The sequence below is a fragment of the Serratia sp. 2880STDY5682894 genome (genome assembly GCF_001537385.1).
Lineage (GTDB): Bacteria > Pseudomonadota > Gammaproteobacteria > Enterobacterales > Enterobacteriaceae > Serratia > Serratia nevei.
On record NZ_FCJA01000006.1, the window covers coordinates 1 to 23,407 of the forward strand.

A 23,407-nucleotide genomic window follows, 5' to 3' on the forward strand; every position below is an offset into this window, starting at 1 on the left:
GCGCGCACCTGCAGCAGGCAGAACAGGCAATAAGGCACGAAGCTGCTGCCGATGCCGATATCGCCGTAGGCCATCAGCTTGACGAAGCTGACCAGCACCCCGGCGAGGAAAATTTCCACCATGCACCAGGTTTTGAACTGGAACAGCACCCGGGCCATCCACTCTTTGAGCCCCAGCGGCAAGCGCACTTTGGCGCACAGCAGAACGATCGCCACCATGCAAAACGCCGGGATCAGCTGCACGAACACCATAAACAAGGTGGCCATACTGGCGTAATCTTCCGCCACCATGACCTCCGGAATTTGAATCAGCCGGATTTCGTTGCCGAGGCCGGCGACGCGCATGTTGATAAACGGGAAAATGTTGGCCAGCACCAGCATGAACAAGGCACTGAGCGCGTAACCGATCGGCCGCTTGCGCGGTTCGTCCCAGCGGACGCTGAGCGTGGTTTTGCAGCGCGGGCATACCGCTTTGCTGCCATAGGCCAGCGGCGGTAGCGCCACCAGCATGTCGCACTGCGGGCAAAGCGTCTTATCGTGTGACGACGCGTCGATGTGCTGTAGCGCTGGCCGACAGAAGGATGGCAACTGGTTTTCCCTGCAATTGGGGGGCAATGTACGGGGTATTTGACTCAAAAAACGGTCCCAAGAATGATCATGATAGTTTCATTAAGCGATTTTCGCGCAGAGGTTAGTCGTATTAAGCGTGCGCACTTGCTCTGCTATATCGTCTATGATCTGAAAACGTCGGCGATACTCCGCCCGCTTTTTACTGGGGATATGTTCCAAAGATTTTCTTTCAAACGTCAATGGCAGCTGCCAGCGCCACGAATTCTGTTTTACCCCACCTATCAACGACCAGAAATCGTCGTAACTTGCATGCAAATGTCGGCCTTTACTCATTCGATACCGCAGTGAGCGAAAAACGTGTCCATTATCGCTGACGCCATAAATAGCGTGTACCGCGGTGAGATCAGCGAGGCGGCTAATAAACTCCATCAAAACACGTTTGGGGAAAATACCCGACAGAGCGCGCGTAGCTTCTTTGATGGTCTCGTGAGGGACATGCCGTCCAGGACCTTGCAGGCCACCAATGACGAAATGCCATTCGGCCCTCTCGGACACGGCAGAAAAGGTCGCGCTGGCGAGCAGTTCTTTATTGTCGCCACGCAACCATAGCGTTGACTCGCCCTCTCGTTCTGCTTTGTGCGCACAAGAGGCCGAAATGGTAAAACGAGCTTTCTCTCTGCCGGTGAATTCCGCCAAAATCGTTTCTTCTCGCGATATCAGCGCGCTGGACAGTGCTTTGTTACTGAGAGAGGACACATACCGGTAATGGCTGACAATTGCCGATGCACGTTGTTTGGCATTGAGGTTGCGCGTCAAGTATTGCCGGTGCGTTTTACACGGGAATGTGTCTTGATTATATAGCATCGATTTCAACTCACTCTGTAGAGTTAAAATGGATAGTGATTTTTTAGTCGATGAATAGTATAAAATAAGGCGAAGCAAGAACTTTGCACGGAAGCTCTTTTTCCTCCACGCCGGACCAGGGACGATCTGTCCCGAGAGTAATTCTAAGATAATATTTCTTTTCAAGATTTCCATCCTATAAGTGCGTTTTTTATTTTGATTTTTCGTTTATTAATTGACGGCATTCTTGATATTTTAATGGGGGATTGTTAATTTATTATCCATAATCTATCAAGATTTGATGGAGAAGGCGCTTTTAACCGGACAGCATGTCGTCCTGAGTCTGCTTCGGCCGGCCTTTTGCGCATGCGGTTCAGGTTGTGCACCTGGTTGGTGAGCAGTGCTACTTGCGGAGAATGTAGCTGCAACTTTAATCAATGTATTGAAGTGACATGGTAAGGTTGAAAATAGTGCATAGGGTGAACGGCTTTCCGATAAATTTTTTCTGAATAGGACAATTATTGGTAACGCCTGCCTTGTAAGAAAAATGCGGTGCCGGCGTCAAATACCTATTTGTGGGAGAGTTCTCTGTTTGTTGCTGAGTGATAATGTGCTGCCAGGTATATATATTAGTGTGTTTGTTTAATCATTCACACAACCAGCAAGCGTCGTAAGCAGAATAATCTGTTGCTACGGTTGAACCTCACCGTCTTTTCCCTCATCTGGGAAAAGACATTATCGCCAGTGTTAAATTACTGGCTTGTTTATAAAGTGAGGTTGTTATGTGTGGATGTTTGATTTCAAGAACGAAGGACTTTAGCTTTAATGATCAGCGTTATAGAGTTTTTATTGCTCATGACAAGCAAGCACATGGCGATTTAAAAGCGCTTTACTTTCTCGATGCCAATACTCAGTTCTCCAGGCTGACTGAACGCCATCGGTACAGAAGTAACGACAATATTCTTTATGTCGGCATCGGCTATCAGGATGGGGTGGATAGACTAAAGGCAAGAACCCGCGACTATACGGTTCCCTCTGATGATAAAGAGTTTATTGACGGTGGCGGAGCGCCGGCATTTTATCAGTTTATCACCACACGCGTTAAGCCTTGGATTGAGTCACACTACTCAATCAATAAAGACAAACAAACGCTGGCAGGTCATTCACATGGCGGGCATTTTGTACTTTATACGTTGTTGAACCATTCTGACGCGTTTCAAAATTATCTGGCAGCCAGCCCATCGATCTGGTGGGGGAATGGCGCGTTGCTTCCTGATGGCAAGTTAACAATCGCTGAAAGCGTTAATAAAATAACCCTGATGATCGGCGAGTATGAAGAAAAGGTTCATCCGCAAAGCAATCAAACTGAAAGAGAGCGGGTGACCAGAATTAATGCAACACCCAAATTGCGAGTCAGGCATCTGGCAAAAAAACTGATCGAAGATGAGCAACGCTGTGCTTTTATTTTCTGCTCAGGGCGTCGTCACTCGGGGGTCATCAAGGATTATGCACTGATGGCGAATGCGATTGCGGCGCATAATATTCAAAGTGATGGGCTTTAGTGGCGTGATGCGATCATTTTTTTGAACGCCTGCAAGTGAGCCGCTTTTAGCCGTCTGCAGGTATTCACCAGGGAAACTAAAAATGAGAACGGTATGCCAATATCAGACAATGAAAATCTGTTTTAACCTTATCTCTTATAATGACTGCTGCGGGATCATTGTCGTCCATCTATTATGCCGACGAGATCCTGCAAGCGTACGTGCTTTTTGAGCCGAAACCGGGCGTCTGTCGCCTCACCTCCCATGCTTCCCTTTGCTTACCTTTTCGCCGGTTAAACAACCGTTTAATCATCCGCTGTTATAATTACCCCTGTTGAGTCTTGATGGATGAATGTTTTCTCCTCAAGCATTGCGATGCGGCGCTCTGTGGAGCGGCATCCGTTTTTTGGACATGCCGGTGGTTCGGTGAGAAGTTAGGAGAAGTGCACTATGAGCAGAAAAGACAAGCTCGCGGCGGCCCTGCTGGCCATCTTCCTGGGTGGGTTGGGCATTCACAAGTTTTACTTAGGCATGAAGTGGTGGGGGCTGTTCTACCTGCTGTTCTGCTGGACGGGGATCCCGGCGATTGTCGGCTTTATCGAAGGCATTATTTATCTGTTCCAGTCGGAAGAGAAATTCAACCAGAAATACAATCCTGGTCTGATTTAACGCGTTTTCTGGCGGCGCTTCCTGTTAAGGGGAGCGCCGCTTTTCATTCCGCTACTGTTTTTTCATCATCATCTTGCCGCGCATCTCTTTGCTCATCATTTTATTCGAGCTGGAGATTACGCAGTTATATTGCTTGCCTTGGTTGATGATCATAAAGGTGCTGACCGGATTTTTAAAATCCTTGTCGATGGTGAAATAAATATAGGCCTGCGGCAGTGCGGCCGGTTTAAAGGCGCCGAAGGCATACACATCCGCCAGGCCCAACGCGGAGAGATCGACCGTCAGCTCCATGGGCTTCATGGAATCCGGTGATGGGAACATCGATTTGGCCGACATCATCATGGTGCTGCTGTTAATGGTGTAATCGGTTTTAACCTTCATGCCCATATATTTCGATTCCGGCATGGAAAGTTCTTTTTTGCAGGCGGCGTCGTGCTGTGGAGCCGGGCTGCCGTTTTCCATCACGGCGTGCACGTGTTCCAGCGTCACTGCCGCGCTGCCGGTGGTAGGCTGCGCATCGGCCGCGTAAGCCGCGCCGCTGAAGGCGGCTACAGAGGTAAGGATGATGCCTGTAACGATTTTCATTGTCGCTCTCCGGAATACTAATAATGATATTAATTGCGGTGTGTAGCCTATTGGCTTGATAAAACGCAAGGTTACCCGTTCCGTGGAAATAAAATCCCATCGGAATATTGCTATAGAATGTTTTTCCACCCTCGCGGTTAGCGGGGGTGATTCAACTTTGCTAAACGCCTTTCACTTTTTTATTCAGCGTTTTTACCTGCATATAAATAGTATGTCTAAACATAGTCAATGTTTAGAATATACACAAATTATTGCGGTTTTTTTCCTCTTTTATCTTTTGGCTTTTAATGGGGTTGCGAATATTGCATTGAGATACAGAGGGTTATCTTTTTACGTTGAAATCAACTCTGTGAAGCGTTATTTATGTGATCTTCACAGTCACAGAAATAACGATGAAATTATTACCTTTCTATTTAACGGCTAATTATTCATGGCATAGGCTTCAACCCCGCTAACCGCCTGAGCTAGAATCAGGCGGTTTTCTCGTGGAAAAGGATATCGCCATGGCCGCCTGGGCCCTTTTGATCGTCGGTTGGTTGTTGATTTGGCAGGATCACCCGGTTTTCGGCGTGCTGTGCATCGCGCTGTTTGCCGTGCTGCAATGGGCGAAGTACGCCGCTAAAAGCGCGCAAGACCCCGCAGAGGCGGCAGAATGGCGCAAGACCGACTGGCGCTCGCAGCCGATTGAGATGGCGCACGCCGGCGACAGCGATCGGCAGATTGGCGGCGTGGGGGAGCTGGGCATGGGCGGCCCCAATTTTTGGACGCTGCTGCTGCGTGACGGGGCGATTGTGCATAGCGCCTGTGCCGCGCCGCAGGACGTGGACGGCGGCAAGCTGCGCCTGATCCCGACCCGCAGCCGCGAGGGTGAGGGGCTGACGGTGTACGAGCCTGCCGCCCGAGTGGTGTACGCGCTGCCTGCATTGACCGATCGCGAGCAGGACGCGTTGGCCGCCGGTTCCGCTGAGGCGCTGGCGCGGCTGCGGGCGAGGTGTCGGCAGGCGGAGGCTACGCCGCTGCGTCAGCTGCGCGGTCTGTGGGTGCCTCAGTGGACTGAGGATCCGGCGGATCGTCTGGCGATCGCCTTACCCAGTGGGCGGGCGCTGGCGGCGCGCTCGATGTTGCCGGCGGATCTGCGCCAGGCGGACGATCCGGCCGCGTTGCTGCACGCGCCCCCTTATGAGCTGTTGCTGGATAACCGGCCGACGGATCGTTTTGTGCGCGATCTCGAACGCGTGGCGGAATCCCCGGCGGGTGACGGCTTGAGCGTCGGCGGCTGCCAGTTCCACGGCGAGCATATTGTCGATGGTCTGTACCATCTGTACTTCGCCGGCGAGTGGTTCAGCCTGCTCTCTCACGCGCACAAACCGGCGGGCGGGCGCGGTTCGGACACCACTTTTTTCGTCGAGCGGGTCGAGCCGCAAGACGGCGGCGTGTTCGTGATTGAATGGGATGCCTACGGCGTGGGGCCCGACGGGCGTGCGCCGCGCGTAGCGGCGCCGCCGGTCTTGGTTATCGCGGTGAGCTGGCAGGAAGCGCCGCTGCAGCTGCCCACGGCCAATAACCGCGTGACCGTGCGCTTGCCCAACGCCACGGCGTAAGGCTTAGGGCAGCACCCTGACTTCGCCGTTGTGCAAGGTCAGTACGGCGATCGGGCTGCCGGAGAAGCACTCCCTAAAGGCCCAACCGCTGGGCCGAAACGCCGCCGCAGGCAGCCCGGCCTGCCACTCCTCCCACTGCGGAGCCGGCCGATCCGGCGGCAACAAGAAGGTGACCAGCCAGCCGGCTTCGCAGCGCACCCTTTGGCCGGTTGGACGGGTGAAGGTATGCGCACCTGCCAGCTCCATCACCGGCGGTAAAACCTCAAAGGCGATGATCGGCACGCCGGCCACGCTCTGTGGCTGAGGAAAACGCACGGCGGTCACGCCGTCCATCGTGATAGGGCTGTCTTCGGTGCCGGGCAGGCGTGGCTCCTGCCGATTTACCCAGCTTCCCTTCGGCAGCGTGATTTCACCGAACGGCTTTGCCTCGTCGAGCGTCAGGTAGCTGCGTTGATTCCAACGATCTTCCGCCCGCTGGCTCTTGATGTCCTGGATGGCCATGCCGATCAGCATCAGCGCGCACGCCACCGGGTAGACCGCCAGCGCCGAGGCCAGCAGATAGCCGCCCCAGGAGAGCGGCGGTCGCGGTCGGCCGCAGCGGGCGGCGATGTAGCGCCAGCCCCACCAGGTGAGCAGGATACCGGTGAGCAGCAGGGCCAACAACAGCGCCAGCAATCCTGCGGCGCCGGCGCCATAACCTAGCAGCATGGCAGGTTCCTCATGTTCACGGCGTGGTGGAACGATAGCGAACGAAGTAGGGCAGTGGCGGGGTCTCCCCGTCATCGCCATAGTGGCTTTCCGGTTCGATCACGGTCTGACGTGCGTCGTCGCGCCCGTTGTAGCGGTACTCCAACGGCTGCCGGTAGCGCACGTCGGATGAGCGCAGATCGAAAATCAGCGAAAGGCGCGCATCGCCGTTATCCGTTTGGGCGACCAGCTTGTCGTTGCCCGCCCACAGCTGATACAGCGATTTATCGCCGTTTTCCAACAGCACCGTCAGCTGCCCGCTAGATTGATAACGCAGGAGCTGATACAGCCCCCTGTCCAGCGTTTGCGCGATCAGGTAGATGCCGCCATCCGGGGCCTGGGCGCTTTCCTTCACGCGCACCGTTAGCCAATGCAGTTCGGCCACCTCGCCGGTTTTGCCGTTAACGGCGATGTGCAGGGCGCCGGAACCGAGCACCGGGTTCATCCAGAACAGCACGCGTTCGCCATCAACGGCGGTAAAGATCTCGGGCATGGATTTGCGCTTTCCGGCGGCGTTAACCGTCGGTGAGTCCTCCTCGCCGCGCTCAAAGCCCAGCAGCTGCCGCGCGTCCAGCTGCGCCGGCAGATCCAGCGTTTGCCGCCAATGGGCGCCAAAGTCCGGGCTGTAGAATACGCCTTCGGTGCTGATGAAATACAGCGCGTGTTGCCCCGGCAGCGCCACCAGTTTGCCGCCGATAAAGGAAGGCTGGTTGTCGTCGCCCTCCGGCCAGGGGATCAGCGCCCCGAGGGTGCCCCGTTGCACATCGACCAGCCGGCGCCCCTTGGACAGAAAAAGCGCGCACTCCTGCTCGACGCAAACCGCATCGTAGATCGATTCGTCGAGTTGCCCCAGCATCTGCAACCCCTTCGGGCCGGTGAATAACACCTGGCTGAGGTAGCTGGCCGCCCAGCCGTAAAAGCTATTGTAGGCCCCGCGTTCACTCCTTTTGCTGATGAGCAGCAGAGCACCGTCCTGCGCCGGGTAGCTGTGGATGAGATCGTAACGGGCTATCGTCGGCAAGGCTTCGTCGCTCTGGGTCCATTGCCACTGTGCATAGCGTTGTTCAGGGGCGAGGAAATAGACGCCCAGCGCGCTGGCCAAAAACAGCATCAGGATAATAAGGGGTCTTTTATAAAGCGCTAACGTCATCATTTCAGCTCCGTCACCTGTTCCTGCCGCCATAGCCTGCGGCGCAGATGGCGCAGGTATTTGAAGGTTTTAAACGTGCGGTGCTGGTCAAACGCGTAGAGGCGGCAGATCTGGGCGAAGCCCTCGATCAACAGCGCCAGGCCGCTGACCATCAACATCATCAGCAGCAGAATCGGCGGCAATTCACTGCCGAGGCGCTTCAGGGTCCAGGCATCCAGGTAAAAGCCCGCTGGGGTATCGGCGTTATCCCACACGATCATGCCGAGCATCAAACACATCATGATCGCGCCGAGGATGAAGACGACGCGCGTGCTCAGGTTAAGGCCGGCTTCGGTGAAGTAGCGGCTGCTGCCGATGAGATAGGTTTGGCGGTCGCGGTGATTGATGATCCCACGCACCGTCGGCAACTCGGGGACGGTGTCGTTTTCGCAATACAGCACCTGCAGCGGATCGCCTTTGGCGATGAAAAGCGGATGTTGCCGACGAAATACCGGATGCAGTTTGGTATTGGGGACGTTGAGCGCGCGGGTCGTCAACGCGAAGTGCGTCTCCTTCTGGCGCCACGCATAAGTGTCCAAATACTGCACCTGCCGCGGGAGCTTATAGTCGCGGAGTTCGTAGCTCAGGGCGTTGACCGTCTCGATGCCGGAGGCCTCGACGCCGTCAGGGAGGGGGAACTCGGTTTGTTGCGTTGTGGGCACTGGCGTTGCGTCTGCACGGACGGCCCGGTATTTGATGCCGGGAATTTTCAGGCTGAGTGAGCCGGGCGGCGTGACGTCTTGCCCCAGCAGCACGCGATCCAGAGCCCTGAGCAGGCGCCTGCGGCCGCGGTGCGCTATCAGCAGGAGCTCCGAACCGACGAACAGCACCAGGCCGATGCCGATAAGGCCGGCGATAATGGCGATAAAGAACAGGGCGATGGTCAGCCAGGAATCTTCTCGGTCCATGATGAAAAAGGCCGCCGGGAAACCGCCGGTGAGCGCCGCGCCCAGCACCAGCAGGGCGAAGTATTTCAGCTTGTATTTCAGCGTTCTGTCTGGCTCCAGCCGGCCTTTAGTGCTGTGTAGCAGCCAGTGCAGCCAATAGCTGCCGTCTTGCAGGCGGTGGGCGCCAATCTTCACCCGATCGCCGGCGGCGAGCCTGGCCAGCAGATTTTCGCTGTCGCTGAAGTCGTCACGGTAAAAAAAGAACGTCTGGCCGGAAGCGATGATCCTCACCAGGTTGTCGGGCGCCGTCTGTTGGCTAGCGCATTGCTCGACGGTCACATGAAAAAATTGGGTTTGCATGTCATTCCCTGTCAGCGGGCGTGGCCCGAAAATTCATCCCTGGCGCCGGGTAGTCAGCGCTTTTTCATCAGTGGCAGCATGCGCACCAGCGCATTGTCCTTGACGATATAGTGGTGGAACAGCGCGGCGGCGGCATGCAGGCCGATCAGCCAGTAGCCGAACGACGCCAGCGTTTTGTGCCAGCCGATAATCATCCGCGCCTGCGGCCGATCCGCCACGTCGGCGAACGGCATCGGCAGGCCGAACAGATACCACTCCTTGCCGCCCAGATAGCGCGAGTACACCCCCAGTACCGGCAGCGTTAGCAGCAGCAGGTAAATCAGGGTGTGCGTCAGGTGCGCCAGGCCGGTTTGCCACTTCGGCGGTTTGGGCACGATAGCGGGCGAAGGGTGGCGCCAGCGCAGGAACAGGCGGGCGATCATCAGCGCAAACACCGTTACGCCGCAGCTGAAGTGGGTGACAACCAGCACGTACCAGGGGGCGCTGCCCGGTTCGGCAAAGCCGCGCAGCTCGATGGTGACGCAGGTGATGACCAGCAGGATCGCCACCAGCCAGTGCAGGCGAATTTGCCACGGCATGTAGGTGTTCTGCACCGGGTTACCTTTTGATGTTAAAGGGTCTGTGTGCCGATGGTAACGAAATGTTACAGGCGAGGAAAGCGCCTGCGTGCAGTTTAAGCAAAATGCCAGGGATTACGCCGCTTATTAAGCTATGAACTTAGTGGATTAAATGCCTGGCGGCAGGGGAGGGCGCTAGCATCGTAAGTTGTGAAGTTAATGCGCGGTAGGTTCAGAGGCTGGCAGCTTATTAAGCGATGAGGCGGGTAGCGCCGCAGCTCTCGCCGCGGCGCCTGGGATCAGTTCAATTTGGCCTTGGCGAAGTCGCTGCCGTTCACGTCCACCACGTAGCCGCTCAGGTTGCTGCGGGTGGCGTAGAACACTTTGCCGGTGGCCAGCGGCAGCCACGGCGCCTGTTTGGCGAAGATCACCTGCGCCTGTTGATACAGCTTGGCGCGCGCCTGCGGCTGATTCTCCTGAATCGCCTGCTGGATCAGGCTGTCGTAATCCTTATCGCACCAGCGCGCCACGTTGGCGCCGCTCTGCACCCCGGCGCAGCCGAGCAGGGTGGCGAAGTTGTCCGGATCGCTGTTGTCCGACACCCAACCGTACAGCGCGCTCTGCTGTTCGCCTTTGCGCAGCCCGGCCAGATACTGGCCCCACTCCCAGGTGACGATCTTGGCTTTCACGCCTACCTTCGCCCAGTCGCTCTGGATCATCTCGGCGATGCGCTTCGAGTTCGGGTTGTAGGGGCGCTGTACCGGCATCGACCAGATGTCGGTCTCAAAGCCCTGCTCCAGCCCGGCCTGCTTCAGCAGCTCGCGCGCCTTCTGCGGATCGTAGGCGTACTCCGGCAGTTTATCGTTGTAGCCCAGCATGCCCGGCGGCAGCAGCGAGTTGGCCGGCGTGCCGCTGTCTTTGAACACTGCGGCGACGATCGCTTTCTTGTCCACTGCATAGCTCAGCGCCTGGCGCACCAGCAGGTTGTCGAACGGTTTTTTCTGGGTGTTGAACGCCAGATAGCCGACGTTCAGCCCGGTGATGTCGTGCAGCTGCAGGTTGCCGTCGGCCTTGATGGCGGCGAACTGTTCCGGCAGCGGCGCGGGGATGATCTGGCATTCGTTGGTCTTCAGCTTGGCCAGCCGGGTTTGCGGATCCGGCGTAATCGAGAAGATCAGATGCTTGCTGGCCACTTCGCCCTGCCAGTAGTGCGGGTTGGCGATGTAGCGGATCAGCGAATCCTGCTTGTACTGCTGCAGCGCGAACGGCCCGGTGCCGATCGGCCAGTTGTCGACGTATTCCGGCGTGCCCTTTTTCAGCATGGCGTCGGCGTATTCGGCGGACAGGATTGAGGCGAAATCCATCGCCCAGTCGGCGACGAAGGCGGCGTTGGGCTGGCTCAGCGTGAAGCGCACGTGATGCTCGTCCACCGCTTCCACCTTGGCGATCAGTTTATCCAGGCCCATGTCGGTGAAGTATTCATAGTTGCCGCCGGAGACCTTGTGATACGGGTTAGCGGGATCCTTCTGCCGCATCACGGTGAACACCACGTCTTCGGCGTTGAAGTCGCGCGTTGGGGTGAAATATTTGTTGCTGTTGAATTTTACGCCCTGGCGCAGGGTGAAGGTGTAGGTCTTACCGTCCGGGCTGACGCTCCACTCGGTGGCCAGCGAAGGGGCAGGGGTTTTATCGCTTTCGCGCAGCGTTACCAGCCGGTTGTACAGCACCTGCGAGGTGGCGATAAAGGTCGGCCCGGAGCTGGAGAGCTGCGGGTTGAACGATTCCGGCGAGGCGACGGTGCAGTACACCAGCGCATCGGAAGCGGCCAGCGCGCTGCCCGCCGACAGCAGGCCGGCGCTTGCCAGCGCCAGCGCGGCGATAGGGTGTTTTGAAAACGTCAAGGCAAGATCCTCAGGTGGGGGGAGCCGTTAGCGGCGAATTGATTTAACTATAGATAACGGATGGCGCGACGGGTAACAAGCGCCTCAGCTGCGCATTCTGTGCGCCTTGCGTTGCCTGCCGCCACAGCGCAGATCTACACTGCTGGGCAATCACTCACTCGCAAGGATTTCCCGATGAGCCACTTTCGTCCTGTCGCCCTCGAACACGCCAGCCGCCTGCTGAACCACGGCCCGACGGTATTGATCACCAGCCGCAGCCGCGACGGCGCCAAACGCAACGTGATGGCCGCCGCCTGGTCGATGCCGGTGGAGTTCAGCCCGCCGCGCATTGCCATCGTGGTGGACAAAGGGGCGCACAGCCGGCAAATGATCGAGGAGAGCGGCGTATTCGGCATTTGCGTGCCGGCGGCCATGTTCATCGACGCCACCTACGCGGTCGGCAGCGTGTCCGGGCTGGATGACGACAAGTTCGCCCGCTTCCACATCGCCGCGGCGCCGAGCGCCACCCTACAGGTACCATTGATCGAACAGGGCTGCGTGGCGTGGCTGGAGTGCCGCTTATTACCGGAAAGCGGCGCGCAGGAAAAATACGACACCTGCTTCGGCGAGGTGCTGAGCGCGGCGGCGGACGAGCGGGTGTTCCAGCAAGGGCGCTGGAACTTCACCGCCGCCAATGCGGATCTGCATACGATTCATCATCTGGGGGCGGGCAACTTCGTGCGCAGTGGCGAGACGCTGCGAGCCAAACCGCTTTAATCGGCCGTGCGCTTGCGGTCGGCATCATAGCGCTCGCGGGCGGCGTCCAGCTCGGGGAAATGGTATTCCGCCCATCGGTCCAGCGCCGTCAGCGTCTCGACCAGCGAACAGGCGACGGCGCTGAGACGGTATTCCACATGCGCCTGATTCTTTTCACTTAAATCCAGCCGTTCGAGCAGCCCGTTGCGTTCCAGCTGGCGCAGCGTTTGCGTCAGCACCTTCTGTGAAATGCCGTCGATGCGGCGCAGCAGCTCGCCGTTGCGCATCGGCCGCTGCGTCAGCGCGGGCAGGATTAGCATCACCCACTTGCCGGAAATCAGCGCCAGCGCATCGCGCGCGGAGCATTTACTCGAATAGACGTCGCCGGGATAGGCCATGGGGGGTTACCTTCAGGTGCGTAATTGCCAAGGATGCGATAAAGCCACAGCATAGCAGCACCACCTTACAGCGGGAGAAACAGGATGAACGTGCTGATTGTGCTGGCTCACCCCGAGCCGCATTCTTTCAATGCCCATTTGGCCGAACAGGCGCGGCAGGCCTGGCTGGCGCAGGGGCACCAGGTGAAGACGGTCGATCTGTATCAGGAGGGGTTTGATCCGCGCGAAGGCGCTGGCCATTACCCCAGCAGAAAGCAGGCAGACCGGTTCGATGCGATGCAGGAACAGCGCCATCACTGGACGATCCAGGCGCTGCCGGCGGAGATCCAGCGGCATGTTGAGCTGCTGCGCTGGGCGGATACGCTGGTGCTGCAGTTCCCTTTCTGGTGGTTCGGCGCACCGGCCATCCTCAAGGGCTGGATGGATCGGGTGTTCGTTTACGGCGGGGTGTACGACAGCCGCCACCGCCATGAGAACGGCGTGATGCGTGGTAAGCGGGCGCTGCTGACCGTTACCGCCGGCGCTTCCGCTCAGGCCTGTGCGCCGGACGGGCGCGACGGCGATATGCGGCTGATGCTGTGGCCGATCATGCATGCGCTGCACTATATCGGCTTTAGCGTGCTGGAGCCGTTCCTGGTCTATGGCGTGCGCGGCGGGTTGGCGGGCGAGGAGCGGCAGGCGCAGAACGCCGCTTTGGCGCAGGTGACGCAGGCGTATCGGGAAGGCTTAAGCGATCTTGCCGCCTGGCCGGCGGTACCGTTCAACCGCAATGACGATTTTGACGCCGATCTGGCGCTGAAGCCCGGCGCGCCGGTCTACAGCCCGTTCGTGCGGCACCGCGATCCGGTTTAGAATCCGGCCTTCAGCAGTTCCTCGCGCAAGTCGTCGATAATCGCCGGTTCGATGTCGGGGAACTGTTGCTGGATATCGGCGATGGCGTCGGCCACGCTCGGGCCGGCGAAGGTGCCGGAGAAGGGCACCAGCGGCAGGTTGGCGTCGCTGTCCGGCAGTTCGCCGCGGATAGTGCCGGTGATCATGCCCGCTTTTTTTTCCGCCGTGAGGTCGTACTCCCCCACGTTTTTGTCGATCGGTTTCATTGGCCGCCTCGCAGTCGGTGAGTGTTTACCCTGTTCTGTTAAAGCATAGTGTTTCAGGCAATGAATACCAATCAATGTATATAATATTAATATAAAACAAAGTGATGCGCGATTTGTCGTTTGACGTTCACCGGGGGCCGGCGCTATGCTCTTGGCGCTAAAGGACCTTCCTCACTGACAGGGACAGACGACATGAAAAAACTGAAAAGCGCGGCGCTGCTGTTGCCGCTGTTGGCGCTCAGCGCCTGCACCCACCACCTCAGCAGCGCGGAGCTGCATGCCAAGCATTACGTTTATCAAACGCGCGATGACTTCGATCCGCAATTCCGCACCGATGTGAACGGCAGCATTAAAAACGCCGTGCCGATGTTCGAACAGTTCTACCAATGGGGGAAAAAGGATCGCGCGGCGGGCGTGGCGCGCAGCGAGGCGCAGAAAAAGGCCGACTATCTGGGCAGCCCGGAATTCCAGCAGAACATGGAACACAAAACCATTTTCATCAATCGCGCCTACAGCGGCTCCGACAATCCTAAGCGTCGCCAGGTGCTGTCGCAGGAAGCGGTAGGTGCCTATTGGGACGGCTACGAAGGGCGCTGACTGAATCCCACATAAACAGAAGGTAATAAAAACTGGCCTTCTGCCGGTTATTTGATTATAAAAACCGCCGCTAAGGACGATGTTCATAATCGAAACCAGGAGTGTTTATGTTGGCAAAAGTTAAGCGTTCGTTCGCCGCCGCCGTCGTATTGATGTTGGCGTTGCCCGTGGTTCAGGCCGCGGATTACCGTGCGGGCGAGCAATACACCCGGCTGGATAAGCCGGTGGGCGCCGCGCCGGCGGTGGTGGAATTTTTCTCCTTCTACTGCGGCCCTTGCTATCAGTTCGCCGAAACCTACCGCGTAGGCAGTACCGTTGCTCAGGCGCTGCCCGCCGGTGAGAAAGTCACCAAGTACCACGTCAGCCTGATGGGCAAACTGGGCAATGAGCTGACCGAAGCCTGGGCGGTGGCGACGGTGCTGGGCGTGGAAGACAAGATTGAAGGGGCGATGTTCGATGCGGTGCAGAAACAGCGCGCCGTCAACGGCGCCGAAGATATTCAGCGGGTGTTCACGGCGGCCGGCATCGATGCCGCTACCTATGAAAACGCGCGTCACAGCCTGCTGGTCAAAGGATTGATCGCCAAGCAGAACGAAGCGGTGAAAGCGTTCGAGGTGCGCGGCACCCCATCGTTCTACGTGGCAGGCAAATACAAGATAGACAATGCCGGCATGGCCAGCACCAGCGTCGAAGGCTACGCCAAAGAGTACGCGGCGGTGGTGCGTTACCTGTTGGACAAGCAGCCGTAAACCGGGCCGTCAGGGCCCGATGTTAGCCGCCGGGTCTATTTTTCCGCAGGCAAATCCAGCGCCAGACGCAGCTCGTCGCGCGCTTGCCGGTACTGCTGCTGGAAATCCTGCTGCTGTGAAAGCTGCTGGCTGATCACGCTGCCGGCGATGCGGCCCATCTCGATATCGGAAGGGTAGTGGATCCCTGCCACCACTCGGTTGTCACCGTATTGCCAGGCGCGCGTCATGATGGCGGCGCGCTTTTCCGGCACCATGTTGGCCAGGGTGATGCCCATCAGCGTGCCCAGCGTGGTGTGGCCGGAAGGCCAGGAGCCGGAGCTGGAGCGCTTGACGATCGGCTCGATGCGGCTGTCGAGCATATGCGGGCGCGGGCGCTTCCAGAAATCTTTCGCCGGATCGACCACCGCCGCTTCGGTGGCGACGATGCGATCGAAGAAGGCGCTCACGGCCGGCAACGCTTTGGCGTTGAACTTCGGCCCCATCACGTTGCTGTACACCCAGACGTTCTCTTCCGCATCCGCCTTGGCCTGGCTGGCCATTTCCGGCGTGCGTTTCTGCTGCATGTCGAGCACTTCCCGCAGTTCGCGCTGGGTCTGCGCCGAGTCGTTGGCCGGCGGCGGCGGCAGGATGTGGGTCAGATCCACCTGCTGCGCGGTGGTGAACGGTTGGGCTTCCTCTGCCGCCTGCGCGTGGAACGCGGTCAGGGCGCTGGTGGTAAACAAACACAGCGCTAAAACGGATTTCTGCAACGATTTCATCGGGTCATGTCCAGGGTATCAAAGTGAAAGGGGAGCAGTCTGTATCTTTGGTGAGGCCTGTGACGATGAGATGACGGTTTCGTGGCGGATTGATGACGGGCGCTGGGTGAACTGTGATCGCGGCGCCAAATCCCCCGCTCGCCATTGATTGTGTGTTAACGGATTGTTATGGTGTTTTTCTGTTCAACGGCGCAGCACCGCTGCTGTTTGAAGGGAGAGATCATGACGGCATTGGCAACGCTCCGGGACGTCGGCTTCGAAGAGTGGCTGGGGAAAATCAACACCGCCTGCGGCCGATTCTGCGCGAAAACGCTGGGGCCGGGCTTCAGCGGGGCGATGCAGGAATTCCGCGCCCATGCGCTGCGCCTGAGCGTGGTCGACGTGTCTCAGGCCCGGCTGTACCGCACGCCGCGCGAGATCGCCCGCAGCGACGGCGCGCACTTTTTTACCGTCTTCCAGCTGCGCGGCAGCGCGTTGATGGAACAGGGCGAGAGCCAGACGGTGCTCTCTCCCGGCGACATCACGCTGATCGACGCCTCACGGCCCAGCAGCTTCACCTTCCAGCGCGATTCACGCCAAATCTCACTGCTGTTGCCGCGCGGCTGCCTGCCGGTGCCGCCGCCTTGTGCCCAGCGTCTCGGAGCAGAGCTCAGCGCGGTGCGCCTCAGCCGCCAGCTGGTGCTGAGCAGCATGCAGGATCCTCAGCTCGCCGCGGCGGAAAGCGAAGCGGTGCTGAATGCGCTGGCGGCGCTGCTGCGCCCGGCGCTGGCGCTCGAACAGGCGCGCCCGGAGGGGCAACAGCCGGTTTTCGACAAGGCGCTGGCGTTGATTGACAGGCATATTCAGTCGGCGCAGCTGCGCCCGGAATGGGTGGCGGCCGAGTTGGGGGTGTCGCTGCGCAGCCTGTATCGGCTGTTCGCCCGCCAGGGGCTGGTGGTGGCGCAGTACATCAGAAATCGCCGGCTGGATCTGTGCGCGCAGGCGCTGCGCAGTGCCGCCGGGCAGGAAAAGCTGGCCGGAGTCGGCCTCGACTGGGGGTTTGCCGATCACAGCCATTTCTCGACCGCTTTCAAGCAGCGTTTCGGTATGTCGCCGAGCGAGTACCGCCGGCAATATCAATAAGTCAGGGCGCGGGCCAGGCCCGCGCCGCCTCACTCAATAGCGGATGCAGACCGATTTGGTTTCGGTGTAGGCATCCAGCCAATCCGGGCCGAAGTCACGGCCGCTGCCCGACTGTTTGAACCCGCCGAACGGCATGTTCGGGTCGATCAGCGTATGGGTGTTGACCCACACGGTGCCGGCCTGGATGCGCGGCGTCAGCGCCATCGCTTTCTGCAGGCTGGTGGTCCACAGGCTGGCGGTCAGCCCGAAGTCGGTGTCGTTGGCCTTGCTCAATGCCTCTTCGGCGCTCGCTACCCGAATCAGGTTAACCACCGGGCCGAACACTTCCTCGCGCGTCAGGTTCAGCCTGTCGTCCGGGTTGATCACCAGCGTTGGCGGGATGTAGAAGCCGTTGGCATCCGGCCCGGCCGCGCCGCCGATAAGCTCGGCGTTTTTCGCCCGGGCATCGTCCAGGTAGGCCGCCACCTTGTTGCGGTGCGCGAGCGACACCAGCGGGTTGATTTGCGCGCCGGTGTCCATGCCCGGCCCGACCGACAGCGATTTCACCGCCTGTTCGAAACCGGCCACCAGTTGGTCATAAATCGGCGCTTCGATATAAATCCGCGAGCTGGCGGCGCACACCTGCCCCTGGTTGAGGAAGCTGCCGAGCATCAGGCCTTCGATCACCTGCTGCGGATCGGCGTCTTTCAGCACGATGGCCGGGTTTTTGCCGCCCAGCTCCAGCGTCACCCGGGTCAGGCGATCCGCCGCCGCGCGCGCGATGCTTTTGCCCACCGGCGTGGAGCCGGTAAAGCTGACTTTGGCGATCAGCGGATGTTCGGTCAGCGCCTTGCCGCACAGGGTGCCGCGGCCGGTCACCACGTTGAACACGCCCGGCGGCACGCCGGCTTCGCTCGCCAGTTCGGCCATGCGCAGCAGGGTGAGCGGGGTGGTTTCCGACGGTTTGATGACGATGGAGCAGCCCGCCGCCAGCGCCGGCATCACTTTCCACATGCCGATCATCAGCGGGAAGTTCCAGGGCACGATGCCGGCGACTACGCCAATCGGCTCTTTACGGGTATAAACCTGATATTTGGCGCCCGGCGGCATCGGAATGGAGACGTCCAGCGTCTGGCCGGTGATTTTGGTCGCCAGACCGGCGGTGTAGCGCATCCAGTTCAGGGTGCTGCCGACTTCGAAAGCGCGGGCGATGTTGATGGACTTGCCCTGCTCCAGGGTTTCCAGCTGCGCCAGCTCCTCGGCGTGTTGCTCCACCAAATCGGCGTAGCGCAGCAGGATGCGTTCGCGCTCTACCGGCAGACGCTGTGCCCAGACGCCTTCGCTGAAGGCTTTGTGGGCGGACTGCACCGCCAGCGCGACGTCTTGCTCGTTGGCGTCGGCGGTGGTGGCGATCTGCTGCCCATTGGCGGGGTTATACACCGCCAGGCGGCCTTCCGCGGCGGACGCGCGCCACTGGCCGTCGATATACAGCCCATGCTGACGATCGAGAAAACGCGACACGCTATCCAGCACGGCTACGGTATTGTCAGACATACATCCTCCGATCAGGCTCATCAGGTTATCGTTAACCCTGCAAGTCTAGATCAGCGGGAAAGCGGCGGCTTTGGTCTGCCTGACATTCGGTTTGCCCTGCGTGTCATTTTGCCGTGACGAACGAGTAAACCGCGGCCGGCGGGCGCCGGCCGGGAGGGATCACGAACTTAGGGTTGCCAGACGGGTGGCGAAGCCGAGGAACAGCAGGCCGATCAGGCCGTTGCCGAGCTTCGCCAAGCCTTTCTTGTGATTGAAGAAATGCGCCAGCATCGCGCCGGAGAAGATCAGCGTGCTCATGTAGATAAAGCTGACGGCTTCGAGGATCAGCGCCAGAATGGTGAACGACAGCCCGGTGTGCGCGTAGTTGAAGTCGATGAACTGCACGAAGAACGACACGTAAAACAGGATAGCTTTTGGGTTGGTCAGGCTCAGCGTCAGCGACTTGCGCAGAATGCTGTGGCCGCCTTCAATCTGCTGCTGTTGCGCCTGCGCCTTCTGCACGAAGGTGGCGTAGAGGATTTTTGCGCCGAGGAACAGCAGGTAAATCGCACCGAGAAAACGCACCAGGGTAAACAGGAACGGCGTGGTGCGGATCAGCGAAGCCACGCCGATATAGGCGCAGAAGATCAGGATCGCATCACCGATGAATACGCCGAGCGCTGCGGTGTAGCCGGCGCGCACGCCGCGCGATACGCCGGTTTTCAGCACGTACAGCGTATTCGGCCCCGGCAGAATGATAATGAAGACCACCCCGGCCAAATAGGTCCATAAATTCAGGACGCCAAAACTCTCTAACACAATAACCTCTCCATGCGCGCAACTAACAGGCAAAAACACTGGCCACGCCCGTGGCCGGCCGCGATCCTAACGCTGTGCAACCGGGTTGGCAACGTAATAAACTTCATGTTGTTGGTTAAAAATTGTCGAAACATTGTCGAAAACGTCGGCGCCGAATTAAAAAGCAAGAGTCGGCGTGTTTCGCCAACGGCCCGTCACTATGCTGGTTAACATCGAAACCGCAGTGAGGAACGGATGATGAAAAACGTAATCGACAGCGCCGATCCGCGCTGGCTGGCGATCGTCAGCCGCGACAAGCACGCCGACGGCCGCTTTATCTACGCGGTGAAAACCACCGGCGTGTATTGCTCACCTTCTTGCCCGTCACGCCAGCCGAACCGGCAAAACGTGGAGCTGTTCGACGACGCCGAGCAGGCGGAGGCAGCGGGTTATCGGCCCTGCAAACGCTGCCGCCAGGGGCTGACGCCGTTGACGGAGCAGCATGCGCGGCAGATAGCTGAGGCCTGCCGCTATATCGAACGGGCGGAGAAAGCGCCGTCGCTGCAGACGCTGGCGCGCCACGTCGGGTTGAGCCAATACCATTTCCACCGGTTGTTCAAAGCGATCACCGGCCTGACGCCGAAAGGCTATGCCGACGCGCAGCGCAGCCAACGGCTGCGCACCGGTCTTACGCAGCAGGAGACGGTGACCGACGCGATCTTCGACGCCGGCTATGGCGCCAACGGCCGCTTCTACCAGCAAGCCAACGCCGCGCTGGGCATGACGCCGAAGGCTTACCGGGCGGGCGGCAAAGGCATACGCATCCATTTCGCCGTCGGGCGCTGTTCGCTGGGCGAGATCCTGGCGGCACAGAGCGAGGTGGGCATCTGCGCCATTTTGCTGGGGGACGATGCGCAGCGGTTGGTGCAGGATCTGCAGGACAAGTTCCCTAATGCCGAGCTGATCGGCGGCGACGCGCAGTATGAAGCGCTGATGGCGCAGGTGGTGGGGTTGATTGAAGCGCCGGAGAACGGGTTGGCGCTGCCGCTGGATATTCGCGGCACCGCGTTTCAACAGCGGGTTTGGCAGGCGCTGCGGACGATACCGGTCGGCGAGACCGTCAGCTATGCCGATATCGCCCGGCGCATCGGCGCGCCCAAAGCGGTGCGCGCGGTGGCCGGCGCCTGCGCCGCCAACGTGCTGGCGGTGGCGATCCCCTGTCACCGGGTGGTGCGCAACGACGGCGCCTTGTCCGGCTATCGCTGGGGCGTCGAGCGCAAGCAAGCCTTGCTGGAAAAAGAGGCGCAGCGATGAGCGGCCCGCTGGCGGCGCGGCTGGCCGAATTGGACTGGGCGGCGATTGAACGCGAACTCGATGCGCAGGGCTGCGCGCGGTTGCCAGGCGTGCTCAGCCAAGACCTGTGCCGCGAGCTGGCGGCGTTCTACCCGCACGATGCGCACTTCCGCAGCCGCGTCGTGATGGCGCGACACGGTTTTGGCCGCGGCGAGTACCGCTATTTCGCCTATCCGCTGCCGCTTCCGGTGGCCGAGGTGCGCAGCCTGATGTATGCACGGCTGGCACCGGTGGCCAACCGGTGGAATACCTTATTGGGTTTGACGGCGCGCTATCCCGCCGAACACGAGGCCTACCTGGCCGAATGCCACCGGGCCGGCCAACGGCGGCCGACGCCGCTGCTGTTGCGTTACGAAGCGGGGGATTACAACTGCCTGCATCAGGATCTGTACGGCGAGCGGGTGTTTCCGCTGCAGGTGGCGTTTTTACTTTCCGCCCCTGAACGGGACTTCACCGGCGGCGAATTCGTGCTGACCGAACAGCGGCCGCGGATGCAGAGTCGGCCTGAGGTGGTGCCGCTGCAGCAGGGCGACGCGGTAGTGTTCGCCGTGCATCACCGGCCGGTGGCGGGAGTGAAAGGCTACTATCGGGTCAATCTGCGCCACGGCGTCAGCCGGATACACGCCGGCCAACGCCACACGCTGGGGGTTATCTTTCACGACGCGCTATAGCTTGCGCGCCAGCAGGGTGGCGAAGCGCAGCGAGATGCGGTTGCCGGCGGCGTCGGTCTTGTGCAGTTGGCCGACGTCTTCGTTGTATTTGAGGATCTCCCAGTTGCGATAATAATGCTTCAGCTCACCCGGGCTGAAGGTGAACGGGAACGGCAGCGGGCAGGGATAATCCTCGGTATCCATCGCCGCCACGATCAGGTTATGGCCGCCGCGCACGGTGCTGTCCTGCATGTTTTGCACGATAGACGGAATTTGCTGGCGTTCGAGGAACATCATCACCACGGTGGACAGGATGAAGTCGTATTCGCCGCTGAAGCGGTGGGTATTGAGATCCTGCACGCTGGCGCTCAGGCGGGTCAGCTGCTCGGCGTCGATGATCTGATTGAGGCGGTCTATCGACGGCGCGTGCTTGTCCCAGGCGGTGACGTCGAAACCTTTCAGATTGAGATAGAGCGAATTGCGGCCGCCGCCGCAGCCCAGATCCAGCGCCTTGCCCGGCGCGATGCGCGCCGCCGCCTCGATCACTTCAGAGTGGGTGCGCGTCAGTTCGTATTTCTTGTGGTAGTAATCTTCCGGCGTGCAGTAAAACGCCAGCCGGCAGGTCATGTCGTCCGAGAAGGAAACGATGCGATGCCACTGCTGCGGTGCGATAAACGGCGGCTGGCTTTCGGGGCTGAACTGCCAGGTCTCGGTGGTGGCGCCGTCTTCGGTCATCATGGCGAACGTCAGGCTGCCGCTCAGGACGGTGAGCTTCGCCCAGGTGCCGCTCTGGGTGTTGTGGCGCTGGCGGAAGGCTTCCGGCAGCGTGTCGCTGTTCCATTCCGGCAGGGTTTTATAGCAAAGCAGCTGCTGCTCCATAAGGGGCTCCTCTGGCTGGGCAAGCAAAGTGATTTATATGATGTATATAAAATACATCTTTATGAGGCGTTTGAACATAGCGGCCTGACGGGAAGGCGCGGCGATATCTTTATACTGGATTGTGCGCGGCGGCTGGGCTAATTTCAGTGCTGTTCATGTCATCACGTTCAGGGAAAAGATGCCGATACCTCGTTTATTTCACCCGACGCCCTTCCGTTGGCTGAGCCTGGCCGCGCTGCTGGCGCTGGCGGGCTGTACCAGTAAAACCCCCACCACGGCGCCGGCGGCGCGCCCCGCCGACGTCAAAGCCCGACTGATGACGCTGATCCCAGCCAACGCCGGCGATCGTCAGGGCTGGGCTACCGATATTACCGCCGCCTTCGCCGCGCAGGGCATCGAGCCGAGCGATGAGAACCTGTGTTCGGTGCTGGCGGTGACCGAACAGGAGTCGACGTTCCAGGCCAACCCGCAGGTGCCGGGGCTGCCGAAGATCGCCTGGAAGGAGATCGATCGCCGTGCCGATCAGATGCACATCCCGAACTTTTTGGTGCACACCGCGTTGAAGATCTCGTCGTCGAACGGGAAGAGCTACAGCGAGCGGTTGGATAAGGTGCGTACCGAGAAGGATCTGAGCGATATCTTCGATGACATGATCGACCGCGTGCCGATGGGGCAGAAGCTGTTCGGGCATTTAAACCCGGTACATACCGGCGGCCCGATGCAGGTGAGCGTCGCCTTCGCCGAGGCGCACGCCAAAGGGTACCCTTATCCGATTGACGGCTCGATTCGCCGCGAAGTCTTCAGCCGGCGCGGTGGCATGTACTTCGGCATTATGCATTTGCTGGGGTATCCGGTCGATTACAGCCGGCCGATTTATCGCTTTGCCGACTTCAACGCCGGCTGGTACGCCAGCCGCAACGCGGCGTTCCAAAACGCGGTCAGCCGGGCGAGCGCGATTCCGCTGGCGCTGGACGGCGACCTGATCGATTTCGGCAGCGACAAGCCCGGCTCGACCGAGCTGGCGGTGCGCACGCTCGGCAAGCGCCTGAACATGAGCGACAGCGCCATTCGCCGGGCGCTCGAGAAAGGCGACACGGCCGGCTTTGCCGACACCGACCTGTATAAGAAGGTCTACGCGCTGGCGGGCGGCAAGCTGCCGCGTGAGATGCTGCCGGGTATCCAGCTGGAGAGCCCGAAAATCACCCGCAAGCTGACCACCGCCTGGTTCGCCAAGCGGGTGGACGAACGCCGCCAGCGTTGCATGGCGCGCGCCGGCGGGTAACGACATAAAAAAATGCCGCCGGTGGCCT

At 59.6% G+C, this 23,407-nt stretch carries 25 protein-coding genes; 11 read left to right on the top strand and 14 right to left on the bottom strand.

Going from position 1 to position 23,407, the window contains the following annotated elements; translation table 11 throughout:
* Together AWX27_RS14355 and AWX27_RS14360 are read right to left on the bottom strand one after the other, a co-directional pair.
* Positions 1–509 (bottom strand): paraquat-inducible protein A (locus tag AWX27_RS14355; protein WP_195904070.1); only part of this gene is annotated, 509 nt, incomplete at its 3' end.
* Positions 510–668: 159 nt separating this feature from the next.
* On the bottom strand, positions 669–1,607 hold the full coding sequence (locus AWX27_RS14360; protein WP_060423137.1) for a VirK/YbjX family protein: 939 nt from the start codon (positions 1,605–1,607) through the stop codon (positions 669–671).
* Between the two features lie 587 nt (positions 1,608–2,194).
* On the opposite strand from AWX27_RS14360, the gene AWX27_RS14365 reads away from it, so the two are divergent.
* Both AWX27_RS14365 and AWX27_RS14370 read left to right on the top strand, forming a co-directional pair.
* Entirely contained in the window at positions 2,195–2,974 is a 780-nt protein-coding gene (locus tag AWX27_RS14365; RefSeq protein ID WP_060423142.1) for an alpha/beta hydrolase, read from the top strand.
* A 429-nt stretch (positions 2,975–3,403) separates the two neighbouring features.
* Positions 3,404–3,622, top strand: coding sequence for a TM2 domain-containing protein (locus AWX27_RS14370; protein ID WP_015376761.1), 219 nt, complete (start codon positions 3,404–3,406; stop codon positions 3,620–3,622).
* 51 nt (positions 3,623–3,673) lie between these two features.
* Here the strand turns inward: AWX27_RS14370 and AWX27_RS14375 are convergent, their stop codons facing one another.
* The gene (locus tag AWX27_RS14375; RefSeq protein ID WP_060423146.1) at positions 3,674–4,207 is read right to left on the bottom strand and encodes a hypothetical protein; all 534 of its coding nucleotides are present in this window, start codon (positions 4,205–4,207) and stop codon (positions 3,674–3,676) included.
* A gap of 485 nt (positions 4,208–4,692) precedes the next feature.
* Between AWX27_RS14375 and AWX27_RS14380 the strand changes: the two genes are divergently transcribed.
* Complete coding sequence (locus AWX27_RS14380; protein ID WP_227818378.1) at positions 4,693–5,808, top strand: hypothetical protein; 1,116 nt, start codon at positions 4,693–4,695, stop codon at positions 5,806–5,808.
* Positions 5,809–5,811: 3 nt separating this feature from the next.
* Here AWX27_RS14380 and AWX27_RS14385 read toward each other — a convergent pair whose 3' ends face one another.
* The 5 genes from AWX27_RS14385 to AWX27_RS14405 all read right to left on the bottom strand — a co-directional run bounded on the left by AWX27_RS14385 (position 5,812) and on the right by AWX27_RS14405 (position 11,449).
* The gene (locus AWX27_RS14385) at positions 5,812–6,516 is read right to left on the bottom strand and encodes a hypothetical protein (RefSeq protein ID WP_060423148.1); all 705 of its coding nucleotides are present in this window, start codon (positions 6,514–6,516) and stop codon (positions 5,812–5,814) included.
* 16 nt (positions 6,517–6,532) lie between these two features.
* Positions 6,533–7,708, bottom strand: coding sequence for a hypothetical protein (locus AWX27_RS14390; protein WP_060423151.1), 1,176 nt, complete (start codon positions 7,706–7,708; stop codon positions 6,533–6,535).
* Positions 7,705–8,991: a hypothetical protein gene (locus AWX27_RS14395; protein WP_060423154.1), complete on the bottom strand. Its 1,287-nt coding sequence runs from the start codon at positions 8,989–8,991 to the stop codon at positions 7,705–7,707. Before AWX27_RS14395 ends, AWX27_RS14390 begins: the two co-directional genes overlap by 4 nt.
* A 53-nt stretch (positions 8,992–9,044) precedes the next feature.
* Entirely contained in the window at positions 9,045–9,569 is a 525-nt protein-coding gene (gene cybB, locus AWX27_RS14400) for a cytochrome b561 (protein WP_072265465.1), read from the bottom strand.
* A gap of 278 nt (positions 9,570–9,847) precedes the next feature.
* Positions 9,848–11,449 (bottom strand): ABC transporter substrate-binding protein, encoded by a 1,602-nt coding sequence (locus tag AWX27_RS14405; protein WP_060423162.1) that lies wholly within the window; start codon positions 11,447–11,449, stop codon positions 9,848–9,850.
* Between the two features lie 174 nt (positions 11,450–11,623).
* Between AWX27_RS14405 and AWX27_RS14410 the strand changes: the two genes are divergently transcribed.
* Positions 11,624–12,205, top strand: a complete 582-nt coding sequence (locus tag AWX27_RS14410) for a flavin reductase family protein (RefSeq protein ID WP_060423165.1) — start codon at positions 11,624–11,626, stop codon at positions 12,203–12,205.
* On the opposite strand, the gene AWX27_RS14415 is transcribed toward AWX27_RS14410, so the two are convergent.
* On the bottom strand, positions 12,202–12,582 hold the full coding sequence (locus AWX27_RS14415) for a winged helix-turn-helix transcriptional regulator (protein WP_060423170.1): 381 nt from the start codon (positions 12,580–12,582) through the stop codon (positions 12,202–12,204). The two genes, AWX27_RS14410 and AWX27_RS14415, sit on opposite strands and share 4 nt — an antisense overlap.
* A gap of 84 nt (positions 12,583–12,666) precedes the next feature.
* On the opposite strand from AWX27_RS14415, the gene AWX27_RS14420 reads away from it, so the two are divergent.
* The gene (locus AWX27_RS14420; RefSeq protein ID WP_060423173.1) at positions 12,667–13,434 is read left to right on the top strand and encodes an NAD(P)H-dependent oxidoreductase; all 768 of its coding nucleotides are present in this window, start codon (positions 12,667–12,669) and stop codon (positions 13,432–13,434) included.
* On the opposite strand, the gene AWX27_RS14425 is transcribed toward AWX27_RS14420, so the two are convergent.
* Positions 13,431–13,679 carry a hypothetical protein gene (locus tag AWX27_RS14425; protein WP_038873128.1) on the bottom strand — a complete coding sequence of 83 codons (249 nt, stop codon included), beginning with the start codon at positions 13,677–13,679 and terminating at the stop codon, positions 13,431–13,433. The two genes, AWX27_RS14420 and AWX27_RS14425, sit on opposite strands and share 4 nt — an antisense overlap.
* A 192-nt stretch (positions 13,680–13,871) precedes the next feature.
* Here AWX27_RS14425 and AWX27_RS14430 point away from each other — a divergent pair, with 192 nt between their 5' ends.
* Both AWX27_RS14430 and AWX27_RS14435 read left to right on the top strand, forming a co-directional pair.
* Positions 13,872–14,276, top strand: coding sequence for an Exc2 family lipoprotein (locus tag AWX27_RS14430; protein ID WP_060423177.1), 405 nt, complete (start codon positions 13,872–13,874; stop codon positions 14,274–14,276).
* Positions 14,277–14,383: 107 nt separating this feature from the next.
* A complete protein-coding gene (locus tag AWX27_RS14435) occupies positions 14,384–15,025 on the top strand; it encodes a DsbA family protein (RefSeq protein WP_060423181.1) in 642 nt (213 codons plus the stop codon).
* Positions 15,026–15,060: 35 nt separating this feature from the next.
* Here AWX27_RS14435 and AWX27_RS14440 read toward each other — a convergent pair whose 3' ends face one another.
* Positions 15,061–15,783: an acid phosphatase gene (locus AWX27_RS14440; RefSeq protein ID WP_049202307.1), complete on the bottom strand. Its 723-nt coding sequence runs from the start codon at positions 15,781–15,783 to the stop codon at positions 15,061–15,063.
* A 222-nt stretch (positions 15,784–16,005) separates the two neighbouring features.
* Between AWX27_RS14440 and feaR the strand changes: the two genes are divergently transcribed.
* Positions 16,006–16,905 (top strand): transcriptional regulator FeaR, encoded by a 900-nt coding sequence (gene feaR, locus AWX27_RS14445; protein ID WP_038873140.1) that lies wholly within the window; start codon positions 16,006–16,008, stop codon positions 16,903–16,905.
* 33 nt (positions 16,906–16,938) lie between these two features.
* Here the strand turns inward: feaR and AWX27_RS14450 are convergent, their stop codons facing one another.
* Both AWX27_RS14450 and leuE read right to left on the bottom strand, forming a co-directional pair.
* A complete protein-coding gene (locus AWX27_RS14450; protein WP_060423183.1) occupies positions 16,939–18,438 on the bottom strand; it encodes an aldehyde dehydrogenase family protein in 1,500 nt (499 codons plus the stop codon).
* A 159-nt stretch (positions 18,439–18,597) separates the two neighbouring features.
* Positions 18,598–19,236: a leucine efflux protein LeuE gene (gene leuE, locus AWX27_RS14455; RefSeq protein WP_016928933.1), complete on the bottom strand. Its 639-nt coding sequence runs from the start codon at positions 19,234–19,236 to the stop codon at positions 18,598–18,600.
* A 237-nt stretch (positions 19,237–19,473) separates the two neighbouring features.
* Between leuE and ada the strand changes: the two genes are divergently transcribed.
* Positions 19,474–20,529, top strand: coding sequence for a bifunctional DNA-binding transcriptional regulator/O6-methylguanine-DNA methyltransferase Ada (gene ada, locus AWX27_RS14460; RefSeq protein ID WP_060423188.1), 1,056 nt, complete (start codon positions 19,474–19,476; stop codon positions 20,527–20,529).
* The gene (locus AWX27_RS14465) at positions 20,526–21,239 is read left to right on the top strand and encodes a 2OG-Fe(II) oxygenase (RefSeq protein WP_060423192.1); all 714 of its coding nucleotides are present in this window, start codon (positions 20,526–20,528) and stop codon (positions 21,237–21,239) included. The genes ada and AWX27_RS14465 overlap by 4 nt, the downstream gene beginning before the upstream one ends.
* Here the strand turns inward: AWX27_RS14465 and tehB are convergent.
* Positions 21,234–22,097, bottom strand: coding sequence for an SAM-dependent methyltransferase TehB (tehB, locus tag AWX27_RS14470; RefSeq protein ID WP_060423195.1), 864 nt, complete (start codon positions 22,095–22,097; stop codon positions 21,234–21,236). The two genes, AWX27_RS14465 and tehB, sit on opposite strands and share 6 nt — an antisense overlap.
* 178 nt (positions 22,098–22,275) lie before the next feature.
* Here tehB and AWX27_RS14475 point away from each other — a divergent pair, with 178 nt between their 5' ends.
* Positions 22,276–23,379, top strand: a complete 1,104-nt coding sequence (locus AWX27_RS14475) for a DUF1615 domain-containing protein (protein ID WP_060423200.1) — start codon at positions 22,276–22,278, stop codon at positions 23,377–23,379.
* The last annotated feature ends 28 nt before the right edge of the window (positions 23,380–23,407 follow it).